At 49.5% G+C, this 22,236-nt stretch carries 15 protein-coding genes; 1 reads left to right on the forward strand and 14 read right to left on the reverse strand.

The window, feature by feature from the left end; translation table 11 throughout:
* Positions 1-156 precede the first annotated feature (156 nt).
* The 3 genes from zwf to AC0YOA_RS01200 form a co-directional block, all read right to left on the reverse strand.
* Positions 157-1,641, reverse strand: a complete 1,485-nt coding sequence (zwf, locus tag AC0YOA_RS01190) for a glucose-6-phosphate dehydrogenase (protein ID WP_475785051.1) — start codon at positions 1,639-1,641, stop codon at positions 157-159.
* A gap of 290 nt (positions 1,642-1,931) precedes the next feature.
* Entirely contained in the window at positions 1,932-2,510 is a 579-nt protein-coding gene (locus tag AC0YOA_RS01195; RefSeq protein WP_475785052.1) for a TetR/AcrR family transcriptional regulator, read from the reverse strand.
* Positions 2,511-2,650: 140 nt separating this feature from the next.
* Entirely contained in the window at positions 2,651-3,448 is a 798-nt protein-coding gene (locus tag AC0YOA_RS01200) for a helix-turn-helix domain-containing protein (RefSeq protein WP_475766647.1), read from the reverse strand.
* Positions 3,449-3,674: 226 nt separating this feature from the next.
* Here AC0YOA_RS01200 and AC0YOA_RS01205 point away from each other — a divergent pair, with 226 nt between their 5' ends.
* Positions 3,675-5,828, forward strand: a complete 2,154-nt coding sequence (locus tag AC0YOA_RS01205) for an alpha-amylase family protein (RefSeq protein ID WP_475785053.1) — start codon at positions 3,675-3,677, stop codon at positions 5,826-5,828.
* 82 nt (positions 5,829-5,910) lie between these two features.
* Here AC0YOA_RS01205 and AC0YOA_RS01210 read toward each other — a convergent pair whose 3' ends face one another.
* The 11 genes from AC0YOA_RS01210 to AC0YOA_RS01260 all read right to left on the reverse strand — a co-directional run bounded on the left by AC0YOA_RS01210 (position 5,911) and on the right by AC0YOA_RS01260 (position 21,742).
* Positions 5,911-8,046 (reverse strand): alpha-amylase family protein, encoded by a 2,136-nt coding sequence (locus AC0YOA_RS01210; protein WP_475785054.1) that lies wholly within the window; start codon positions 8,044-8,046, stop codon positions 5,911-5,913.
* Positions 8,047-8,102: 56 nt separating this feature from the next.
* Positions 8,103-8,513 carry a Rieske (2Fe-2S) protein gene (locus AC0YOA_RS01215; RefSeq protein ID WP_475785055.1) on the reverse strand — a complete coding sequence of 137 codons (411 nt, stop codon included), beginning with the start codon at positions 8,511-8,513 and terminating at the stop codon, positions 8,103-8,105.
* Between the two features lie 41 nt (positions 8,514-8,554).
* Positions 8,555-9,583, reverse strand: coding sequence for an amidohydrolase family protein (locus AC0YOA_RS01220; RefSeq protein ID WP_475785056.1), 1,029 nt, complete (start codon positions 9,581-9,583; stop codon positions 8,555-8,557).
* A 21-nt stretch (positions 9,584-9,604) separates the two neighbouring features.
* Entirely contained in the window at positions 9,605-10,657 is a 1,053-nt protein-coding gene (locus tag AC0YOA_RS01225; protein ID WP_475785057.1) for an amidohydrolase family protein, read from the reverse strand.
* A gap of 40 nt (positions 10,658-10,697) precedes the next feature.
* Positions 10,698-12,728 carry a family 10 glycosylhydrolase gene (locus tag AC0YOA_RS01230; RefSeq protein WP_475785058.1) on the reverse strand — a complete coding sequence of 677 codons (2,031 nt, stop codon included), beginning with the start codon at positions 12,726-12,728 and terminating at the stop codon, positions 10,698-10,700.
* A gap of 61 nt (positions 12,729-12,789) precedes the next feature.
* Entirely contained in the window at positions 12,790-14,802 is a 2,013-nt protein-coding gene (locus tag AC0YOA_RS01235; protein WP_475785059.1) for an alpha-amylase family protein, read from the reverse strand.
* A 23-nt stretch (positions 14,803-14,825) separates the two neighbouring features.
* Positions 14,826-15,716: a carbohydrate ABC transporter permease gene (locus AC0YOA_RS01240; RefSeq protein WP_210045314.1), complete on the reverse strand. Its 891-nt coding sequence runs from the start codon at positions 15,714-15,716 to the stop codon at positions 14,826-14,828.
* A gap of 22 nt (positions 15,717-15,738) precedes the next feature.
* Complete coding sequence (locus tag AC0YOA_RS01245) at positions 15,739-16,629, reverse strand: ABC transporter permease (protein ID WP_210045315.1); 891 nt, start codon at positions 16,627-16,629, stop codon at positions 15,739-15,741.
* Positions 16,630-16,705: 76 nt separating this feature from the next.
* Positions 16,706-18,424 carry an extracellular solute-binding protein gene (locus AC0YOA_RS01250; RefSeq protein ID WP_475785060.1) on the reverse strand — a complete coding sequence of 573 codons (1,719 nt, stop codon included), beginning with the start codon at positions 18,422-18,424 and terminating at the stop codon, positions 16,706-16,708.
* 143 nt (positions 18,425-18,567) lie between these two features.
* A complete protein-coding gene (locus AC0YOA_RS01255; protein ID WP_475785061.1) occupies positions 18,568-19,986 on the reverse strand; it encodes a response regulator transcription factor in 1,419 nt (472 codons plus the stop codon).
* Positions 19,979-21,742, reverse strand: coding sequence for a sensor histidine kinase (locus tag AC0YOA_RS01260; protein ID WP_475785062.1), 1,764 nt, complete (start codon positions 21,740-21,742; stop codon positions 19,979-19,981). The genes AC0YOA_RS01255 and AC0YOA_RS01260 overlap by 8 nt, the downstream gene beginning before the upstream one ends.
* Positions 21,743-22,236 lie beyond the last annotated feature (494 nt).

Genomic DNA, 22,236 nt, shown 5'->3' on the forward strand with positions numbered 1-22,236 from the left:
AAGTTTCCTGAATTCTTATTAGTCCATCCATTGATATTCCGGTCCAGACGTAACCATCCTTGATATTTTGCAGGAATGCTGCCCGAATCATACGTCCCCGCATAAAATCATTGCAATTCTGCCATAGTTCTAATTACAGTTGTGTTTGTCCGAGTGTCAGGCATACGCTTCTCTTGGTATCCTCTGAGCGAGGTGAATGGGCTTGCTGTCCAACCACCAATGATTGCCGTCCTCCGCGAGCAGAAGATCGGAAGCGTCCGGCCCGTAAGTCCCTGCCGGATAGTGATGAAGAGGAACAAGATCCTCATCAAATGCTTCCAGGATGGGCTGAACCCATTTCCAGGCTAATTCGACCTCATCCCAGTGGGCAAAGAACGTCGGGTCTCCCTGCAGAGCGTCATAAATCAGATTCTCATAAGCTTCAGGCTTGCCGCTCTGATTGAAATGAAGATCCACTGGGATGGTGGAGGTTACACCTTTATTTGGCAGATCTTTATGGTTTATTTGCAAAGTAACGCCTTCGTTCGGGCTAATTTCAAAAATCAGCAGATTCGGGGCTGTCTGCTCCTGCGCTGAATAGCTGCGCTTGAATGGCTGTTTGAATTCAATCACGATACGCGTAGATTTTTCCTTCATTCTTTTTCCTGTACGAATATAAATAGGAATATCCCGCCAGAAAACATCGTCGATTCGTAAACGGACCGCTACGAAGGTATCATTCGTCGAACACGGATCAATACCGGGTTCTTCCTTATAACCGGCTGCAGGCTTCCCTTGAATGCTGCCGGCAGTGTACTGCCCGCGAACCACATCATTAACAACGTTTTCCTTTAGTAAAGGCGCTACGGATTCCATCACTTGACGTTTGCTGATTCGCCCGTCATTCTTTCCTAGCGTCATTAATAGCTGCAGCATATGGTTCTGAAACATATCGCGGATTGCTCCGACATGATCGTAATAGCCGGCCCTCTCCTCAACGCCGACCGTTTCACTGGCTGTTATTTGAACATTGGCAATATATTGATTTGTCCATATGTCCTGAAGGGCAGGATTGGATTGCTCCAGAACATCAAGCTTCTGCACCATAGGCTTGCCGAGGTAATGATCAATACGGAAGATTTCTTCTTCTTTGAACGCTTTGCCCAATTCCTCATTCAATTCCTGCGCCGACTTCAAATCATGTCCAAAAGGCTTTTCGATGATGAGCCGTTTCCAGCCCTTTGCCGAACCAAGCCCGCTTTCCTGGATGCTTGCTGCTATCTTCCCGAAGAATTCAGGACCAACCGATAAGTAGAACATCCGATTGCCCGGCAAATGCAATTCCTGCTCACGCTCCTCAACGACCTGCAGAAGCTTGTGGTAATCTTCAATGCGTTCCACATCCATTACGCTGTAGCGGAAAGCTTTGACAAAAGCCTTGATTGACGCGGAATCGTCAGCTGATCTTCTGGAGAACGTATGCAGCGACTGTTCGACTTGTACTTGAAAAGCTTCATCAGACCATTCTCTTCTTCCGAGACCAATGATGGTGAATGACTTGCTTAACTTATGATCAAGAAACAAATTATATAATGCAGGATAAATTTTGCGCTTGGCCAAATCTCCTGTTGCTCCAAACAAGACAAATGTTGTTGCCTCCATTTTTATCACTCCTTATGAGAATCATTGCGTGTAAAGCGATCCAACGTAATTAACTAACATTTATATAGTAACATAATTTATTTCGTTGTCTAGACTAAAGATATTTTTAGCAATTCTAATGGGGTAGGCTGGAAGAAAGTACACCAATTCCATACTCATACTTCCCGGATACGGAGAACTAAATCGAATGTTCGTTCTATCAGCTAATGAAGGAATATATGAGCTTAAACAGAACGTTCTGTCGATTCATAACAACAAAAATCAGGTTGAAAACCCTGATTTTCGCTCTTTTACTTGAGAACCGAATTCCAGCAGGATTGAATGATCCTGTGTATATCATCATCTGTCAGCTCGAGATAGTTTTGCAGATGCCCTTTAAGCGTGTAAACTGCGGTGCCGATATGCATCTGAACCATCAGCCTGGGCTCAAGCTCAATAAACAATTGCTGTTGAACAGCTTCCGCATAAATTTTCGTCATGGGCCCGCACCAGCCGCCCTTATAGGCTTCATCCTTTGAGGACTGATAAATATATGGCGAGAAAGAATACTGCTCAATAAACTGAAAGCCCAGCGGGTATTCCAGGCTGAGCCGAAAATAATTTATCCATGCCCGTTGAAATTTCTCCTGAACGCTATCAAGCTCATGGACACCCTTCATGACGGCTTCCCCGTTAAACAAGACGATGCCTTTGAATAATTCATTGATGATATCTTCCTTGCTGCTGAAATAGTGATAAATACTTCCGGTCGATACCCCTGATTCCTTGGCAATCAGAGACATCGAGGTCGCCTGCAGCTCTTTTTCATTAATAATTCGCAGGGTTGTCTCCAGAACAGCCTTCTGCACCTTATTATATCTCTCAAACATATCGCGTTCCTCCATAAAAAATCATTTGCAAAATAAAAGACCGAACGTTCAATCTGAGTATAGTCAGGGCAATTCTTATTGTCAAGATCCCTTTATTGCGTCAAATTTGAGAGCCATGAGCATCTGGAACGGCCCTCCTATTATCCCTTGTATATTCTCAGCTCGGTTAAAAACCGGGTGGGCGTCACACTCGTCACTTTTTTGAAAATACGATTGAAATAAGCCTGATCGCAAAAACCGGTCAATTCGGCAACCTCTCTGATCAGGATGGACGGATCGGACAGCATCAAATCCTTTGACTTCGAGATCCTTATATAATGAAGGTATTCAATGGGAGCAGCTCCCGTCACCTCTTTGAACAAGTTGGTGATATAGCTCGGAGAGCGGTCGATCACATGCGAAAGCTCGGTTAACGTAATGGCCTTCCGGTAGTTGTGCTGTATATATTTTTTGAGCTCCTCGACAAGCATCAGCTTTTTGACCGGGATCTGCCTGCGCTCGTGGTCCTGATTCATAATGATCAGCATTTCCAGCAGGATGGCGTGACATAGCAATTCCTGATAGGCTCCCTCCATCAGCGAATGATGGTTCAGAAGCGAGAATCGCTGCTTGAAATAGTCCTCTCCATGTACCCTGGTCTTTAGCCACTTCCCGCTTTTGAGCAAAGGCAGCAGTTCACTATTGTCATCCCCGCTCAGGCTGAAATGGGTTGCAAACCGCTGATGGCCTGCACCGGATGCCGCTTCCCCGCCACGCACCGACCCGGCCGGAATAAACAACACATCGCCTTTCTTCAGATGGATCGTGTCCCCATTGACCCAATAGGTCAAGCTGCCTTCCGAAATATAAATCAGTACGTTCAGCGCGACCTGGGAAGGCTCCATATGCCAGTCTTGTTGATTATCCTGAAAAATGTAGCAAGTATGCAGCTTGAACACGAACAACGCCTCCTGAAATCTCTTTATCTAGTATAACGCAATCATTCATCGGCCGCTATAAATGCTGACTCCATAGCCAGCATTGAATTATACAAAAAATAGCTTGATCGTTAATAGATATTCCCCTATTTCCGATTTAAAATAAAGGGTGAAAGCGAATTCAAATCAATTCCTACAAATTCCAAATCATTGATTTGTACAAGCGGACTCGAAAGGACGGATGATCATGACAATGGAAAACAATAAGCAGACAATGCCCGATGCAAAAAAGCCGTGGTATGAGCGCACTCTTAGATGGGGACAAACGAATCTGACGGAAATGGACCCTCTCAACTGGGATAAGGAGTGGTGGAAGGAATACTGGGAGCAGACGAGCGTACAGGGCGTTATTGTCAATGCAGGCGGCATCGTCGCTTATTATCCCAGCTCCTTCGCTCTTCAATATCGGGCCCAGGGTCTCGGAGACCGCGATTTATTGGGAGAATTCGTAGCGGAGGCCAGACAAGCCGGTCTGGCCGTGCTGGCCAGAATGGATATTAACCGGGCTACCCGGGATTTCTATGACGCCCATCCGGACTGGTTTGTCGTCAACGACAAGGGAGAGCCGGTGCAATCGAACGGGCGTTACATCTCCTGTGTGAACAGCGGTTATTACAAGGACTATATCCCCGAGATATTGAAGGAGATTATAGCAAACTATCATCCCGACGGTTTCACCGATAACAGCTGGACCGGAGCGTCCCGCAAAATCATTTGCCGCTGCGGCAGCTGCAAGACGAAATTTCAAGCGGAGACGGGACTTGACCTTCCTTCCGCATCCGATTACAACGATCCCGCATACCGGCAGTGGATCAGATGGAGTTATAATTGCCGCATCGAGAACTGGGATTTGTTCAACAGAATCACACATGAGTTTGGCGGACCCGATTGCTTGTGGCTGGGCATGTTCAATGCCGATCCCTTCAACCCTCATACTGCCTACTGCGATCTGAAGGAGGTAGGAAAGCGCTCGAAAATCATCATGTGCGACCACCAGTCCCGGGATGGGAATACGGGATTCGAGCAGAATGGCCTCAATGGCCATTTGCTGCATAACCTTGCAGGCTGGGATACTGTCATTCCCGAGAGCATGTCCAATTATGTTCGCGGGGTCCGTACGTTCCGTCAGGGCAGCAACCCGCCGGCGGAATCCCGCTTGTGGATGATCGATGGAATTGCAGGGGGCATTTCTCCCTGGTACCATCACGTCGGCGCCATGCAGGAGGACAGACGCCAGTTCGAGAACGCCCCTCCTGTCATGCAGTGGCATAAGGATAATGAAGCATACCTGTACAACCGGCGTCCTTGTGCGAATATCGGCCTAGTCTGGAGCCAGGAAAATACGGAATTCTACGGTCGCGATCAGGTCGAGGAACGTGTCGCCCTGCCCTGGCATGGCTTCGTCCAGGCGATGACCCGCGCCAGACTGCCGTTCGTGCCTGTACATGCCGACCATATTGCCAGAGACGCGGAGGGGCTGGATGTGTTGATACTTCCCGATCTGGCGGTAATCACCGATTCGCAGTATGAGGCGATCAGGGATTTCACGGCAGCCGGGGGCAGTCTGGTCATTACAGGCGCAGCCGGCACGCTCGACGAATGGGGGGAACTGCGGGAATACTTCCCGCTGCAGGAGATTACCGGCGTTACGCTGCTGGATAAGGCCAAGGGCGGCGCGGGAAACCTGAGCGGAAGCTGGGAGTTTCATGAAGCGCATAATTATTTCCGGCTGCCCGAGGAACGCCATCAAGTGCTGAAGGGCTTCGAGAAGACAGCCATTCTCCCTTTCGGAGGAACGATCCGGCGCGTAGAGTCGAACGGGATGCTGCAGGCGCTTGCGACTTATATCCCCTCCTATCCCATCTATCCGCCGGAGTTCAGCTGGATGAGGGAGCCGCGCACGGACATTCCGGCCATGCTGGCGGGGGAGCATCCTGCAGGCGGACGCATCTTCTATTTTGCCGGAGACGTAGATCGCATTTATGGTCTGTCGCGTCTTCCGGACCTTGGCGATCTGCTCGCCAATGCGGTGAAGTGGGCAGTCGGAGACAAAACTCCCTTCACAGTCGAAGGCCCGGGCTACCTGGACTGCAAGCTGTACAGCCAGGAAGGCAGGAGAATGCTCCATCTGGTTAATCTCAGCGGCAGCCGGAATCCAGGGTATCTGGAAGAAGTTTTGCCGGTTGGCCCTATAGAGGTTTCCATCAAATTGGATGGCTTTACCCCGGTTCGCGCTGCACTCAAGGTGAACGGCATAATAATAAAGCCTGAAATCCGGAATGGCTGGGCGAAAATCCGAATCGATTCCCTGCATATGCATGAATTAATAGTCTGGGAATAAGCCAAGCGTCAACAAAAGAGCTGTCCCCCAGCCGCTTTATGGCTGGGGGACAGCTCTTTTGCAGTGAAATATGCGCCAAGGCTCAATCCAATATTATAAGTTCATGGTCGGTTATCGAATCGATTTGGAACGTAACCCAGGAATCCTTTATTTCGGGTTTTACACTTATATTCCGGACCTTCAAGCTTGCGCGGCCCGGAACGATATCATCAACTTTGATAGAAATCGAGATCGGACCTACAGGGAGGTTCTCCTCCAGATAGCCGAGAGTCTGATTAGTCCCGCTAAGATTGACCAGATGAAGGATCAATCTTTCATTCTGGCGATATAATTTGCAATCCAGATAACCGGGTCCCTCCACCTTGAGCGGAATGGTACCGGCTGCTGCCCATTTAACCGCATTGGACAAAAGATCGCCCAGATCCGGTATTTGCAAGCGGCCGTAACAACGGTCCACATCTCCCGCGAAGTAGAACAGGCGTCCTCCCGCGGCATGCTCTCCGGCAAGCATGGCTGGAATATTGGATCCGGACTCTCTTATCCAGCTGAACTCTGGCGGGTAGATGGGGAAACCCGGGATATAGGAAGCGACGCTTTCCATTTGCGCGCCTGTTTGTACAATATGGACTTTTCCGCCAAACGGGAGAATTGCCGTATTTTCAAAGCTTTGGAGCGCCGGATGCCGGTCATCGGGCAATCTCAAATAATTATGACCGTCATAAACCTCCAGATTAAAAGCCTTGCTTGCCGAAATCCCCTCTATCTGATGGAGATGCTTCATCCCGGTTATGGATTCCAACGGAAATTCACTTCTTGTTTCACCCCACTGGTCCAGTGTCGCGGAGGCCCCGGTAAATACGAGACTTCCGCCGGCTTCCACGAATTCCCGGACAGCCTGGCACTGCTCGTGGGTCATTGCAGCTAAGTCCGGCAAAATCAGGACATCCAGGCCTTGCGCGTCCCTTGCGATATGGTCGGCGTTAACCGGCACATAAGGAATCCTTGCGCGGGTCAGGGACTTGACGAATCCGCTCCATGGGAGCGCGATCTTCTCTTTAACGTCTTCCCGGCCGTAGAAATCCGTATTGTCCTGACTCCACACGAGCCCGATATTTGCTGCCGGCAGGCGGTTATATAAATATTCTTCATTCGCCTCATGCCATTGCATGACTGGAGGAGCATTGTCAAATTGGCGCTTGTCCTCATGGACAGCGCCGATGTGGTGATACCAGGGGGATATGCCGCCGGAGATTCCCTCGATCATCCACATTCGGGTTTCTTTCGGCGGATTGCTTGCTTTTCGAAACATATGCGGTCCGCGCAGATAACTGGCCATGCTTTCCGTAACCACATTATCCCAGCCTGCAAGCGTGTGAAGAAGGTTGCCGCTTAGTCCGTTCATTTCAAACCCGTTCAGAGCATCCCGCGACTGATGGTCGCACATGACAATTCTGGATCGTTCCCCGATGACCTTCAAATCGCAGAAGGAATGAGAGTTGATCGGGCTGCCGTGAACCATCCCCAGCCATAAACAATGGGGGCCTCCCGCTTCCTGAGCGGCTTTATTGAACAGGTCCCAGTTTTCCGTCCGGCAGCTATAGCTCCACTTGACCCAGCTCCGGTAAACAGGATCATCCCAATCTTGCGACAGCGGAAGATCATGTCCATACTCCTTCTTGAATTTCTGTTTGCAATTATCGCAAAAACAAATAATCTGCCGGTTGACACCGGTCCAGCTGTTATCGGCAAAGCCGTCAGGTTGATAAAGGCGGATAATCTCCCGCAGCACCTGAGGAATGTATTCCTTATAATAAGCGCTGTTCACACAGGAAAAATAGCGGCCGTTGGAGGTATGAGGTTCCCCCTGGGCATTAACCACAAACCAGTCGGGGTGCTTATCATAGAAGTCTTTAGTCGCCCTGTTCACATCCATTCTGGCCAGAACGGTCAATCCTTCTTTTCTGGCCTCTGATGTGAACTCGCCGAAAAAATCCCGGTCGCCCAGACCTTGTGCCCGGTACTGCAAGTCAAAGGAGCTGGGATAATAAGCGACAATGCCTCCCGCGTTGACAATAAGCCCCTGAACCCGCGTTTCACGCCAATATTCTTTCCACATGTCCATGTCGATGAGGCCGGGGTCCATTTCCGTAAAATTGGTCTGCCCCCACCGCAAGGTCCGCCGATACCAAGGAGTTTCCGTGGCCGATTCATCTGTCATATTGGTTGCATCTCCTTAATTCTTCTTATGTGTATTGTCAGCAGCTCTATAACAAGCTACGATACGATTATCACGATCCACCCCGACTCCACTTCGACCGGGAAGGTTTCCACGCCGGGACTTGCCTCGTCATCCTCCCCTGCAACCTCCACTGCATAGGTTTTGACCAGACAGCGAAACGGATCGAATACGGATTTTCCATTCTTGATATCGAATTCCCAGCCGTGCCAAGGACAGCGGACGATTTCGCCTTCCCTGCCATACAGGTACTCGCCGGGATCTGAGGGCAGCATCATGCCTTGGATTTTCCCTTGGCACAATTCCGCGCCCTGATGAGGGCAGCTGTTGCGAATCGCGTAAAATTTGCCTTTTATATTGTATAACCCTATCGAGCGGTTTTCGATTCTCTCGATTCTGCTCATTCCCGAAGGCAGCTCCTTGACCAAGCACACCTTATGTCTTCCCATTGATCTCCCCCCTTATGGAGCCTGGCTTGTTTATTTTCCGCTTAGAAGCGGTACAATTGTTTTGCATTTTGGGCAAATATTTTGGGCTTGAACGTCTCGGGTAGAAAATGCAAATCCCGTGGAGATGCGCAGTACTGATGCGGATAATTGCTTGCATAGAGGAGCAGGTCCTCGCAATTCATCATGGCCAGCACATCAGTCAAATCCCCGTCCTTCTCGGGACGCTCCAGAGGATGCGTCGTAAAACGGACATGCTCCTTCAAATACAGGCTCGGCATTTGCTTCGTCCAGGGAATTTCCGATCGAAGTCCCTTATACTCCTGATCGAGACGCCACATCAATGCCGGAAGCCAGGCAATGCCGCCTTCTACAAATATCATCTTCAATTCAGGAAAACGCTCGAATACGCCTTCCGTCAGCAAACTGAGCAGATGCACCTGCATCGACAGCGAAAATCCTGCATACCACTCCAGAAAGTGGGATGGATATCCCTGTGATGCCAGAATGTTGACGCCCATGCCGTCTGTGCCCGGATGGAGCGCAAGCGGCAGACGATGCCGGGCGCATGCTTCATAAATGGGATAATAATGTCTTTGGCCGAACGGAGCGCGCGCTCCCGTATCCATGATGACCTGTACCATATGCGGATGGTCTGCCCATTTTTCAATCTCTTTCGCTGCAGCAGCGGGATCCTGATGCGCGATCGTGATCGAGCCCTTGAACACGCCATCCGGATTATGCGAAGTCAACCAGGTGTCGCTGAGCCAGTTATTATAAGCGCTTGCCTCCATGGCGGCCTGATCGGGATCGTGATGGATGGATACATTTGCCCGGGGGAGGAGAATGGCTTGTGCAACACCCTCATCCTTGATTAGCTGCCGGATCAGAAAATCCGGATCTGTTCCCGGTCCTGCACCATTCGGGGGTACCGCCCGGTTTGCTTCCACCTTCTCCGCATAGTAGGCGTTGCTCCATATATGAAACCGGTGTTTCCACGGCTGCGGCAAATATCGCCTGATTTCCTCCGCATTCCGCGGATAGACATGAACATCGCAATCTATGATTTCCATCGGCGCTGCCTCCTTTCGGTCTTATAATTTGTAGAACTCCTTGGCGTTTTCGTAGAAGATCCGCCGATGCAGCGCCTCGGGAAGCTTGGGAAAGGCCAGGCGGGGACTGTCGAAATCCCAATGCGGATAATCGCTGGAAAACATCAGAATATGCTCGGCATCTACCAGCTCCAGCATTCGAAGAAGATGCCGGTCGTCATCGGGTCTTTCCAGCGGCTGTGAAGTTATCCGTACATGATCGCGGATATACTCGCTTGGTTTCCGCTTCAGCCATGGAACTTCATTGCGGTATTGCTTGTACAGCGTATCCAGTCTCCAAAGCAAGGCGGGGAGCCACGAGACTCCTCCTTCAACCAGCACTACCCGCAGGCGGGGGAACCGCTCGAACACGCCCTCAATCAGCATGCTGATCAGATGAGTTTGGTAACCGATCGAGTGAGCGGTGCTCCATTCGATATAATGCGACGGATAACCGACGGATGCCTGAAGATTGATGCCCATGCCATCCGTCCCTACATGCGTCGCAAACGGCAAATCATATTTTTGGCAGGCCTCATAGATGGGATCATACATCCGATTCCCGTATGGAGCCCGCGCTCCTGAATCAGACAGTACTTGCACCATATGGGGGTGTCCAGCCCATCTTTCAATTTCCCGTGCGGATGCGGCCGGATCTTGATGGGATATTTGAATCGAGCCCTTGAATACGCCGTCGGCGTTGTATCTTCCGAGCCATGTTTCCGCGACCCAATCGTTATAGGCGCTTGCCTTGGCGGTCGCAAACTCCACGAAGGGCATCGGGTTGCCGAAAGAACGATGCAGCAGAATCGCATGGGTAATCCCGTATTCATCAATTAACTGCTTGCGCAGAAACTCCGGATCGGAACCTGTCGGCAGCCCGTTTGGAGGCGCTGCGTCCGTCCGGTCCACATAAGTAGGATGGCGGAACAAATCCCGGCCGCCTGTCAGGGGCCGCCAATGCCATTTCGGATCCAGATGCTTTCGTATTTCATCCAGATGCTGAGGAGCCACATGTACGTCGCAATCTATCATTTTTTTGCTGCGGATGGTCATTTTTGTTTATTCCTCCTCTGCGCCAACAATTTTCGGAGCTTTATGCTTCCATTGTGGAAACATGAATACATTCCCATGTCTTCAGAAGATCCACCTTTATCCTTACCCTGTTCCCCTCTTGTCTCCATTCAGCATCGCCTGCAGACAGAAGCTTCTTAACTTGCTTGGCCTCCCGGTCAAAGGGAACAGCAAAGGAAACGGCTACATCACGCAGCTGAACGCAAGAAGCCAACGGCCGCCGTCCGGTACCGTTCACCAGATGTATCAGGTAATCATTATGCTTTTGGAAGACGCTTGCCTGCACCCCTTCGGCATCCTGGATTTCAATGACCGGCTTATCCTTCAGCAGCATGATTAAGGTGTTTGACAGCAACGTATAATGGTCAGGCAGCCCGTACTGCCTCAACAGCTGCCCCAGGGAAAATGGAAAGTACATGATGTTTCCTTGTCCGTATGGATTCAGCATCGTCAAGGGAATATCCGTTTTCTCCGCAGGCAGGGAAGCTCTCTCCGGTGGAGCGCCTACACTCTCCAAAGGAGAGAAAGGGGGGACCAGCGTCGCTAATACCTGCGTATTTCTGCCTGGCCGGCAGTACGTTACTCGGCCTCGAAGCGGGATTAGCGAGGTATCTTCCAGACCCCGTCTCAGGGGATTGGCAGGTCCGTCCAGGCGGATATAGGCTGCTGCAAGCTCTTCGCTCAATTGCGAGCCCTGAAGACGCAGTATTTCCTTCCATTCATCCGGATGATGACCTTCCAGGACAAGATTTCCGCCCCCGGCTGCATAGCCGGACAGGTCTGCAACTTGATGCTCGGAGAGGCTCGTGCCTTCCGGAATAATAACCGCTGCATATTTCGACAAGCGGGCTTTGGAGATATGGCCGGGAATCAGCAGATCGAACAAGAAATGCTTCTGCATCAAGGCATCGGACCATCCCTCTCCCGATGGATCATCATTCCAGACCAGAGCCAGCTCGTAGAGCGGTTTGGCATCCTCCATGTATGGCTCAATGACGGCGGTATCATGATTGATCGCAGCTACGGATTGAAGAATACGCTTGTCGGCAATGGTATCGGGAATTCCCGTCAAGGAATGCCAGATATGGCCGCCATTCGCCGGAACCTGCGACATCCAGAACCTGTGCTCGGCTGGCGGCAGGCCGGTATGACGCCAATCCATTCCGGGAGAGGTATGAATAATCCCGAATGGACTCGGCAGCCCTTCCATCGTCCTGCCCAGCTTTACCGAAAGCGCAGGATTACACCACTCGGGAAGGCTGCTCCTGCCGCGGGACAATACATCATGCGGTTCGGTGCACATGATGTCAGCCAAGAGCGACCGGTCGAGAATCGATTCCTCCCGGGATAGTTGATAATATAAAATAAGCGGCATTTCCGCGTTCTTGCTCTTAATCGCCGCACGCAGCAAGGAAAGGTTATCGTGATAACAACGGGCAGCCCAATCCTGGGCAAACCGCGAAACATCATCAGGCAATTGTTCGCCGTATAGAGCAGCATATTTTTGCTTGCACTCTTGGCAGTAACACGTCGTATAATTCGGTGCGTTCAGAAAAATCCCGTCTACCGCGTAATGATCCAGCACCTCCTGCAGGACCTGAACCGCAACCTCGTCCCCTCTGTATCCGCCATTGATGCAGGTGTACAGGAGCAGCGGCCATCCGCCAGGACGATAAACACCGATATAATTTGGTTTTCCGTCCTGCTGCCTTGCAAACCATTCCGGCCTTTGCAAATAAACGCTGTCTTCCGCCTTGCCGAAGTCAAATCTGGCAACAAATCTCAACTCCTGCTCCCTACAGGCATCGATTACCTCCTGAAGGAGGTCCCGGTCCTCACTCAAATATTCATTCCTTACATGATAACGAACCTGGCTGGGATACCAGGCATATATTCCCCCGACATTAAAAACAATGGTGTTTGCCCCCAGCTCCTTTAATTGATGGACCAGTTTTCCCGGGTCAATCCTAGCCGTATCTCTCACCTGCAGGTTGGGTTGGATGACTCTTATAGGCTTGCGCCACCACAAGCTGTTATCGGTTCCCTTCGACATATAAGGCGCCTCCCATAAGCTATTTGCCAGTCCCTAAAAGTCCGGCCCCATCTTTCAGCTTTCACTGCTCAGCAGCAGCAGTCCTGATCAGTATCGCCGCGAAGTCGGTCAATGTCGGTAAATGCACAGTGGCTCCGCCGCCTCCGTTGTCGAAACGAACGGAAGACTGGTCGGCCAGATTGGTGGTTTCAGTGATCGGGCCCATATTGGCAAGCTTCACATGCATGCCCGAAACAGGCAATGGATCGAAATAGGTGACGCCATTGAAGCCTGACAGATTCAATACATGCAAAATGCAGGTATGCGCATCCAAACGGTTGAAAAAAACTTCAACATTCTGCGGACCGTTCGTTTCTAGTTCCCAAGGCGTTTCCGTCATATGGTCAAGAATATCCAGCACAATATGCTTATGATCGGCGAACCCGTGATTATAGTAGAGCTGCCCCGGCTGCCAAGGGATATAAGCGGACTTGCGCAGCTCCTCTTTCTTCAGCCCTGCCCCGTAATATTGGCCTGTAATTTGGTGCCCGAATGCGCGTTCAGGCGGACCGAACGTGGAGGAATCCACATAAGGAAGCTGGCGGCCGACATCCGGTTCCATTTCGACCCGATAAAATTGCTCCCCCAGAAAAATCCAGTCGCGTTCCGTAAAGCGCTTGAACACTTGTTTATCCTCCGTAAACAGATAGGCCGATTCTTTCCGGATCAGCTGAAGGCTTTCGGGAATTATCCCAAATATCCGCCGTAAAAAAGCCCGGTTTTCATCGCCCCCGGTAAAGGAACCGCCGGTTGCAATCAAGCATACGCCCTGCAGATGCATATTCGTCAGCAGCTGCATTTCCAGTTCGGACATTTCGGAAATACCGGGGATGACAACCGCTTTGTAACGCTTCAGCTCCTCTCCTCTTTCCGCTAATGCATGCTGATGGACCACATCGAACAGGATGTGGCGTTCCTTCAGCATTTTAAACAATCCCAAATACTCATTTCCGTTTTCCGGGGAAAGCTTCCCCGGCTTAATCAAAGCAACATCTGCGACGGACAAGAAACGCCCGTAGTACTGCTCGTTGTCCCGGTGATACTTGAAGATCTCCGCGACCGTATTCAGATTATGGCGGTCCGGATAATCCTCGAACGCGCCGATAATGCAGAAGTCCAACCCTGATCCGCTGGCGAGACTCTCTTTCAGACGAATATTGACCTCATGCGCGGATACGCCCGTAAATCTGTGCACCAGCCCGACAGCATTGATACAGCAGTTGCTGACCAGCTTGTCATCCCAGGAATCCTCGAGAGATTTGACGTTCTCGGAAGCGGAATACGGCCACAGTGGATAAGGTCGGCCAATTTCGGTATTCGATTCCTTGCGGACTATATCCACCTTATGCTCATGATAGGTAGATATGGCAATATCACTGTTCTTGCTTTGGACCAGATCGTAGATGCTGTCGAGCATCGACTTTGTCGTCATTTCCTGAAATTCCCGATATTTCATATTTCCCGGATCATCCGGTGCGGGCAGCTCCGATCCGTATAGATCCCTGAACCGCGATCGGCAATTGTCACAATAGCAGGCCCCATACTGCGTGCCGCTGTAATCCCATGTCTGATAGCCGAACATGTTGAAGAAGATGCCGTCCACCTCGTAATTGGAAAGAACCTCGTCAAGAATCTTGAGCGAATATTCCCTTTGGTAATAGCCGTTCACACAGGTATGGACGATACCGTGATAATTCACGGCCTCGCCTGCCCGCGTTCGGTAAAACCAGTCCGGCTGTCTCTCGTAAATCGTTTCATGTGCTTTGCTGAAATCGAAACGCGCGATGAATTTCATGCCGTTGGCATGGGTCTTCTCGATGGCTTCCCGGAGCAAATCCTTTTTCTGGCCGGCCGCGCGATAATGATACCCGAGCTGAGTCGGATAGAAAGCCACGATACCGCCCGCATTCAGCATGAGCACATTTGCCGATAAGCGGTTCAGATCATCCATTAATCGGTCGACATTCAAGTTGGCATCGGATTCCCGCAGGTTGTTTTGAATCATCCGCAAGTTATTGTTCTTCCACCAGGTCAATGGGACGAGCCCTCCTTCCACTTCTATTCTTTGACGGAGCCAAGGGTAATCCCGTGAATGAAGTAGCGCTGCAAAAACGGATAGACGATCAGGACGGGAATCATGGCGATAAAGATTTTTGAAGCATTCAGGGTGCGATTGGAGATTTGACTAAGCCTTCTGTATTGATCCTCCGTCATCGTGGACGGATCCAGCATGACGACCATCTGTTGAATATAGGTTTGCAGCGGATAGAACTGCTCCCGCGTCATGAATACCAGGCCGTATAGAAACTCATTCCAGTGCATGACAATGCTGAAGAGCGTCACCGTTGCAAGAACCGGAACGGATAAGGGAATAAATACTTTAAACAGCAAGGTCCACGGCCCCGCCCCATCCACCAGCCCCGCCTCTTCCAGCTCCTTCGGCAGGTTGCGAAAGAAATTCACCACCAATATCACATTGAACACGAGCCCCTGCGCTCCCGCCACCAGCACAAGCGCCCAAATGCTGTTGATCAAGCCCAATTGCTTGACGGTCAAATATAAGGGAATCAATCCGCCGTTGAACAGCATGGTGAAAACCAGCACCCACATAAGCACATTCCGCTGACCAAAATCCCGGCTGCTCTTCGACAGGGGATAAGCAAGCAGCGCAACCACAAAAAAATTCAATACCGCGCCCAATGCCACGCGTTGTATGGAAATCCAGAAAGAATGAAAAAATTGGTTGTCTTTCAGAATTTCATTATAAGAATTGAAATTGAATTCAACGGGCCATAGCCAAACCTGACCGGCGGCAGCCGCAGTCTTGGAACTCAGCGAAAGGGCCAATGTATACCAGATCGGCAGTATACATGTGATCGTAATTGCAAGTAAAATCAGAATCAGCAGCACATCAAACACTTTGGAGCTGACCGTCGTATCTTTGACCATATCCCTCCACCATCCAATCTGTTCAGAAAATGCGGTAATTCGTAAATCGGTAAGCCAAAATATAAGAGACGGAGATCAAAAGGAATCCGGCGACCGATTTCAGCAAGCCGACAGCTGTAGCCAGGCCATACTGAAGATTCAGCAGACCTGTTCGGTACACCCAGGTGTCGATAATATCCCCGGATGTATAAACAAGAGGATTATACAGGTTGAAAATCTGGTCGAATCCGGCGTTCATGACGTTCCCGAGACTCAATACTGCCAGAAGCACAGTGGTTGTGCGTATGCCAGGCAAGGTCACATGCCAAAGCCGTCTCGCCCTGCTCGCCCCGTCTATGGCCGCTGCCTCATATTGGGACGGATTGATACCGGTCAAGGCTGCCAAATAAATGATGGTGTTAAAGCCGAAATCCTTCCATACGTCGCTGCCGACAACCAGATAAGGAAACAGATCCGCTCTGGCAAAAAACAGCACCGGATCCACGCCGAAAACAGCGAAGATCTGATTGACGGGTCCTTGAAACGAAAAAATGTCCAGAAAAATACCGCCAAGGATGACCCAGGATAAAAAGTGGGGTAAATAAACGACCGTCTGGATCCATCGTTTCATAACGGCGATACGCAGTTCATTCAGCATTAGTGCAAAAATGAGCGGCACCACCAAATTGCCGATGATTTTCAGGACAGCGATAAAGATGGTATTAAAAAAAATGGTCTTGGTATCATTAAGCGTAAACATATAACGGAACGTATCCAGTCCGATCCATTCGGACCCCAGCATGCCCTTGCCCGGAGTGAAATCCTGAAACGCAATGACGATTCCGAACATCGGAATGATGCTGAAGACGATAACCCACAGGTATCCGGGAAGCAGCATGAAATAATAGTGCTTGATAAACGATTTGGTGCTCATCTGTCCCTCTCCTTTCCCTGGACTTGTATGGCAGAGGCGCTAGGTCAATCCTGCGCCTCTGCCTGGAGTCCGCTTACTATTCCTTAATGAATTCTTCTACTTCAGCGGTAATTTGGTCGCCGCCTTGTTTTTTCCAATCCGCAACGAATTGATCGAAGGCATCAAGAGGTGTGAAACCCATAATGATATTCATGAACGTTTCGGATTCCAGCTTCTCCAGATTGGCCCATTTGCTTTCCATTGATTTGGTTTGAGAATAAATCAGGCTGCCTACTTTATTCATCGGCTTGTCGATCAGCGGGGCTACGCCGATCAACCGGCAGTAGGCGCGGGCGAAAGCGCCCCAATCAGCCTCGGGATTCCAATATTCAATGCTGGGGTTGTCATACGGTTCCAGCTTGACTTTCAGAATCGCATCATATTCGTTCGGCAGATTCGGATCATAGGGCTGATCCGCCAAAACCTCCTTGGGCTTCTCGCCGGCAAGCACTTCCTGCAGGAGCTTTACGCTTCCTTCGAATTTATCGTATCTGGACATAACCAGGCGCAGCGGGGAAAGTCCCGGATCCAGACCTGTATCGCTTTCCAATTTGTCGCTGTCCCGGAAAACCACATTATTAATTTTCGCAATCGCTTCAGGATGCTCGAACCCTTTGCGGACAACCAGGAATTCCGTTGTCGGCGCGTTGATATGCGGATTGTACTCCCCGTCTTTATCAAGCGGCAGGGTATACGCCAGCATATTGGCATCCGGATTGGTTTTAACCATATCCACGATTGGACCGTAACCCATCCACCAAGGGGCGGAGAACATGCCTGCTTTGCCCGAAACAATGGGCTCGGCTGAATCTTTCCTTATGCCCATCTCTTTATCAATCCATCCTTTGGCATACCAGTCGCGCAGCTTGGCCAGTGCTTCTTTGGTTTCAGGAAGCGTGGAGCCGTACACAGGCTTGCCGTCCGCCCCCTTCAGCCAATAACCGGGATGGGAGTCGAAAGCGGAGAAGATCGGATCAAATCCATAGAGATTATTGCCGGATTCAAGGAATGTAGCATTTAATTTGCCGTCACCGCTTTGCGGACCGGATAACCCGAACGTATCGTTCTGACCGTTGCCATCCGGATCCTTCTCCGTTATCGCCTGAATGGCTTTTTCGAACTCATCTATCGTTTTCGGCGGTTCAAGACCCAGCTTGTCAAGCCAGTCTTTTCTCATATACATCAGGTGAACGCCGTCTGCGCCCCCTTTGGAGCCCGGGATCGCCATCAGTTTACCGTCAAACGTCGCCGCATTAATGCCAAAGCCTTCCGTTGCGTCAATGACGTCCTTCACGCCTGGTGCAGCATATTTCTCATATACCTCTGTCATGTCCTCAAGCTGTCCGGCTTCCACCATTGCGCGAAGCGCTAATTGATTGACAACCATCGCGTCGGGTAAATCTCCGCTTGCAATGGATATGCCCAATTTTTGATCCCAGTTGGCTCCGCAAGCGACACTCCATGCATACTCGATGTCTACATTGAGCACTTCTTCCACGTTTCGGGTGAATACGTTATCCTCCGGCGTATCCCCTTCCGGCAGACTGTTGTTCGTAGGATCGGTACATTGGCCAATCGAAACCTTGACGGTTTCTTCATACTTGCCGAACGGATCGGGCGCCTCCCCCGTATCTGCCGTATTGCCTGGCGTGGCCGTGGCCGCAGTGTTGCTGCTGCTGCTTGGCGTGTCCGATGTACAAGCGCTTAACAAACTGATCGCAAAAACCATGAGAATGATGAACCCTTTTTTCGCCATCGTTGCAATCTCCCTTCTTGTCTCTGATAGGAATATTGATTATTCTATCATTGTTGAAAGCGCTCTATATCTGAAGCATGATCATAAAAATGGGTGAACATTGAACGAATATCTCCAGCAGCCGGACATCATTCTACCCAATCTCAGACATTCATCGCCCTGCTCTTGTTTTTTCGGTATTCACTGGGCGTCATGCCGGTAGATTCCCGGAATATGCGGCTGAAATATTTAACATCCACGTACCCCGTCCGCTCAGCGATCCATTGAACCGGTTTTCTTGACTGCAGCAAATATTCTTCGGCCCTTTTCATTCGCACCTGCCGCAAGTACTCGTTGAATGATTGACTGACGATGTCCTTGAAGCATTGATTGAAATAACTTCGGCTCATATTGACCCTTTTGGCAACATCAATGGCATACAGCTGCTGATCCAGCTCATCTTTCACAATCTTGACTGCCGTCATGATGCTGTTGACAACTTCCCAGGAATATTCCGTGCCCTGCAGGAGACAAGCCGTCTCACGGACAAGCGCAAGCCAGCCTGCAGCCTCGCCCCAGCTTTTGAAAACGGCGGGAAGCTCGATGTTGGACTCCAATAGCTCGCCGTAGACCCGATTCCAATCCATGGCAATTTCATGAAGGAAGTGATTGAGCCGAGAAGAGGGCAGCCGCAGCCTTATAAGCTCTGACTTCAGACCTTCGAGACTTTCCTGTTGGGTCCAGTCAAAGGACAGCCAGCGAGCCTTTAGCGAGGTGAATTCCTCTTCCTCCAATGATTTTGGTTTGCCCGGCAGCTCATGAATGCTTTTGTGCAGCAGATCGTTCCGGCTGTCATCAAAATCATAAAACAAATCCCCCATCCGGTAATTCCTAAGCAGGCTCAACACTTCCTTTTTGGACTTCCCGGCCAGCCCCTCCAGACGCATGACCAGCCATCCGCTGCGATCAAGTGCTTGATTTATCATGATCTCAAAAGATTTGCCACAATCCGGCTCATCCCCGGGAAGCCACAGCCATATATAATGATCAATCCCGTTCAGTACCCAATCGGAGATGCCGATGAGTTGGTATAACCATTCCACATCGTCAGGTTCACCTACAGGTAAAAGCGCAAAACCCGTATCGGTTGTAAAAGGATCCATGCCGGCTGCACTTGAAGAAACAACCGTTTTCTTCATTTGCTCCTGGAGAATGCGATTGTGAATCCGACCCAGCACTTCCTCGAAACGTTCTTCTTCAAGCTGCACCTTCACAATAAAATCAATCGCTCCGAGCCGCAGGGCTTCCTGGATGTAATCAAAATCCTGATGCAAAGTAAGGACCGCAATATGGATATCTGGAAACCGATTCCTTACGACCCGCATCAGCTCGAGCCCGTTCATAACGGGCATAGCCAGGTCCGTCAGCAATAAATGAATCCTGTGGGTTTCCAGAAGCTCCAGCGCTTTTTCTCCATTATTGGCTTCTCCAACCACCTTCATGTCGAACTCGTCCCACGGCATGGAAGAAATCAAACCCTTGCGGACCAATTTGTCATCATCTACTACAAGCACATTAATCATTTCGCGCCTCCTCTTTCTGCACCGGAAGACTCAAACAAACCGTTGTGCCTTCTCCTGGCATGCTGTTGATGTCTAATCGAGCTCTGCCTTCATAATGCGAATCTACCATGCGCTTCACATAATTGATGCCAATTCCCATACCGAGCTGCTCCTCTGCCGGGCTGTCCCGATCCAGCAGCTTGTCGATGGTTTCTTGTGACAGGCCGATTCCGTTGTCGAAAACCGAAATCAGGATTCCTTGATCGAATCTGACCTCCACCAGAATGCTGCCGTTATCCTTTATTCCATGATAGAGAGCGTTTTCAACCAAGGGCTGCAGAATAAATCTTGGTACAGGTTCACTCAATATTTTGTCATCCACATGGATTCTAACAACGAATTCAAAATCATAGCGAATTTGCTGCAGTATCAAATAATTTTTTAACGACTCAATTTCCTGAGAAATGGTGGAGACCACTCCCATTTTCCCAAGATTATAATGCAGCAATTTATTAAGCGACAGCACAAGCCGGTCAATTTCTTTCTGACCGTTCATAACGGCCAACCAATGGGCCGTATCCAATGTGTTCATTAGAAAATGAGGGTTGATTTGGTACCGGAGCTTTTCAATTTCCAGATCCATTCTTCGCTTTTCTTTTAGCTCTACTTCCACAAACAGCTCCCTGATCTGTTTTTTCATTTTTTGAAATTGAATGAGCAGAAAGTCGAATTCCGGAATCCTGGTTTCTTCATACCTGGAATCAAAATCGCTGTGAGCCATGCTGCGGATTTCCAGACTGAACCGGTTGAGCGGCTTATATACCATCTTCCATAACATCCAGGCAATCAACAGACTGATGATGGCGAACATAAGAGATAAAACAACCATTTGCGTGATCCAGTGTTGTTTTTCCTTGTTGTACTCGGAAATCGGGATCAGGGTCACGAATTCCCATCCCTGGTTGCTTTTTTTGCCGAACCAATAATAATCGCCAATCATACCGGATTGCTTCCCGGACATGCTGCCCTGAAAACGGGAACTAACCGGAAATACCGATTCCAGCTCGCTGTATCCGATTTTTCCGTTGTTGTCCATAATCAGGTTAAAGGTATTCTTAGCGCTCCGGTCGGCCTGCAATATGTTCTGGGTAAGCTTATAGCCGGATTCGATATAGATATAGAGGCTTTCTTTGCCGGGGATATCTACCTCCCGCGTAGCCGACAGCACGTATTCATTCGTGAACCGTTGATTGCTGATATGCGGTCCAAAATACGTAATTTTATAATACTTCGCCAGAGCAGGGAGATTCCCGATGTCAAAACTGTCTTTCAGGGGGAAATTTTCGAAAAAAACCTGGCCATTTTCCCGATAGTACATGGTTAAACCGATACTGGGATTGGTGAACGTAGCATGATTGATCTCCTGTTTAATTTGATCGACCAAATTGCGGCGTATATTGGGGTTGCCGGTATCCAGATAGGTTTCCAGTTTGACCGCGATGCTCCCTGGATAAGCAAGCTGCTGGGAGATATGATTGATATTGTCAATGGAATTTTCAAGCGACAGCACAATTTGATCAAGATTGCTCTCGATACCGGATTCGAGTCTGCTTGTCAGAATCGAATTGATTGCATTGTAGGAAATAACTGCCGTACAGAAAAACGGAATAAAGGTACTGGCGGCAAAAATGAATACAATTCTTTTTTTCAAAGTGAGTTGGCTGTGGTGATTTAAGATGGATTGATAGAGGTTTACGAAATAACCATAGATGTTCAATGAATCAGCTCCTGCTCATTGGCGTTGAAAAAACGATTGCCATCGACAATCGCATTGACCAGAGTTGTATGATGTTAACACGGTCTCAAGTTCATCTTAAATGTCATCACTCCCTTCCCGGACAGCCGTTCATTATAATGAACGGTGTTTGATGCTATAGTTCAATGTATCACGCACGCTTTAAATTGACTATCTCTATTTGGTAATTATCATTTGAAATTCAGATTATTAGGAGACTATGCCCTGCGTTGAAGAAAGCGTAAAATGAATGGATGAACAACTTCTGAATAACAGATATATATCTATAACAATATGTAATATTATGTTTTTTATTTAATTTATTAGTATTTATCTGGAATGAAAGAGGCACAAAAAAAGCCGGCGCTCGCAATCGAGCCCGGCTGCCGTACTTTATCTAAACCGCTTGTACCCATGGAACTCTGCTCAATTTCCCGAAGCGGCCCTTTCTTAGAAAGCAATTTTGAAAAGGCCGC

It is taken from the genome of Paenibacillus sp. JT22N12 (genome assembly GCF_056269365.1).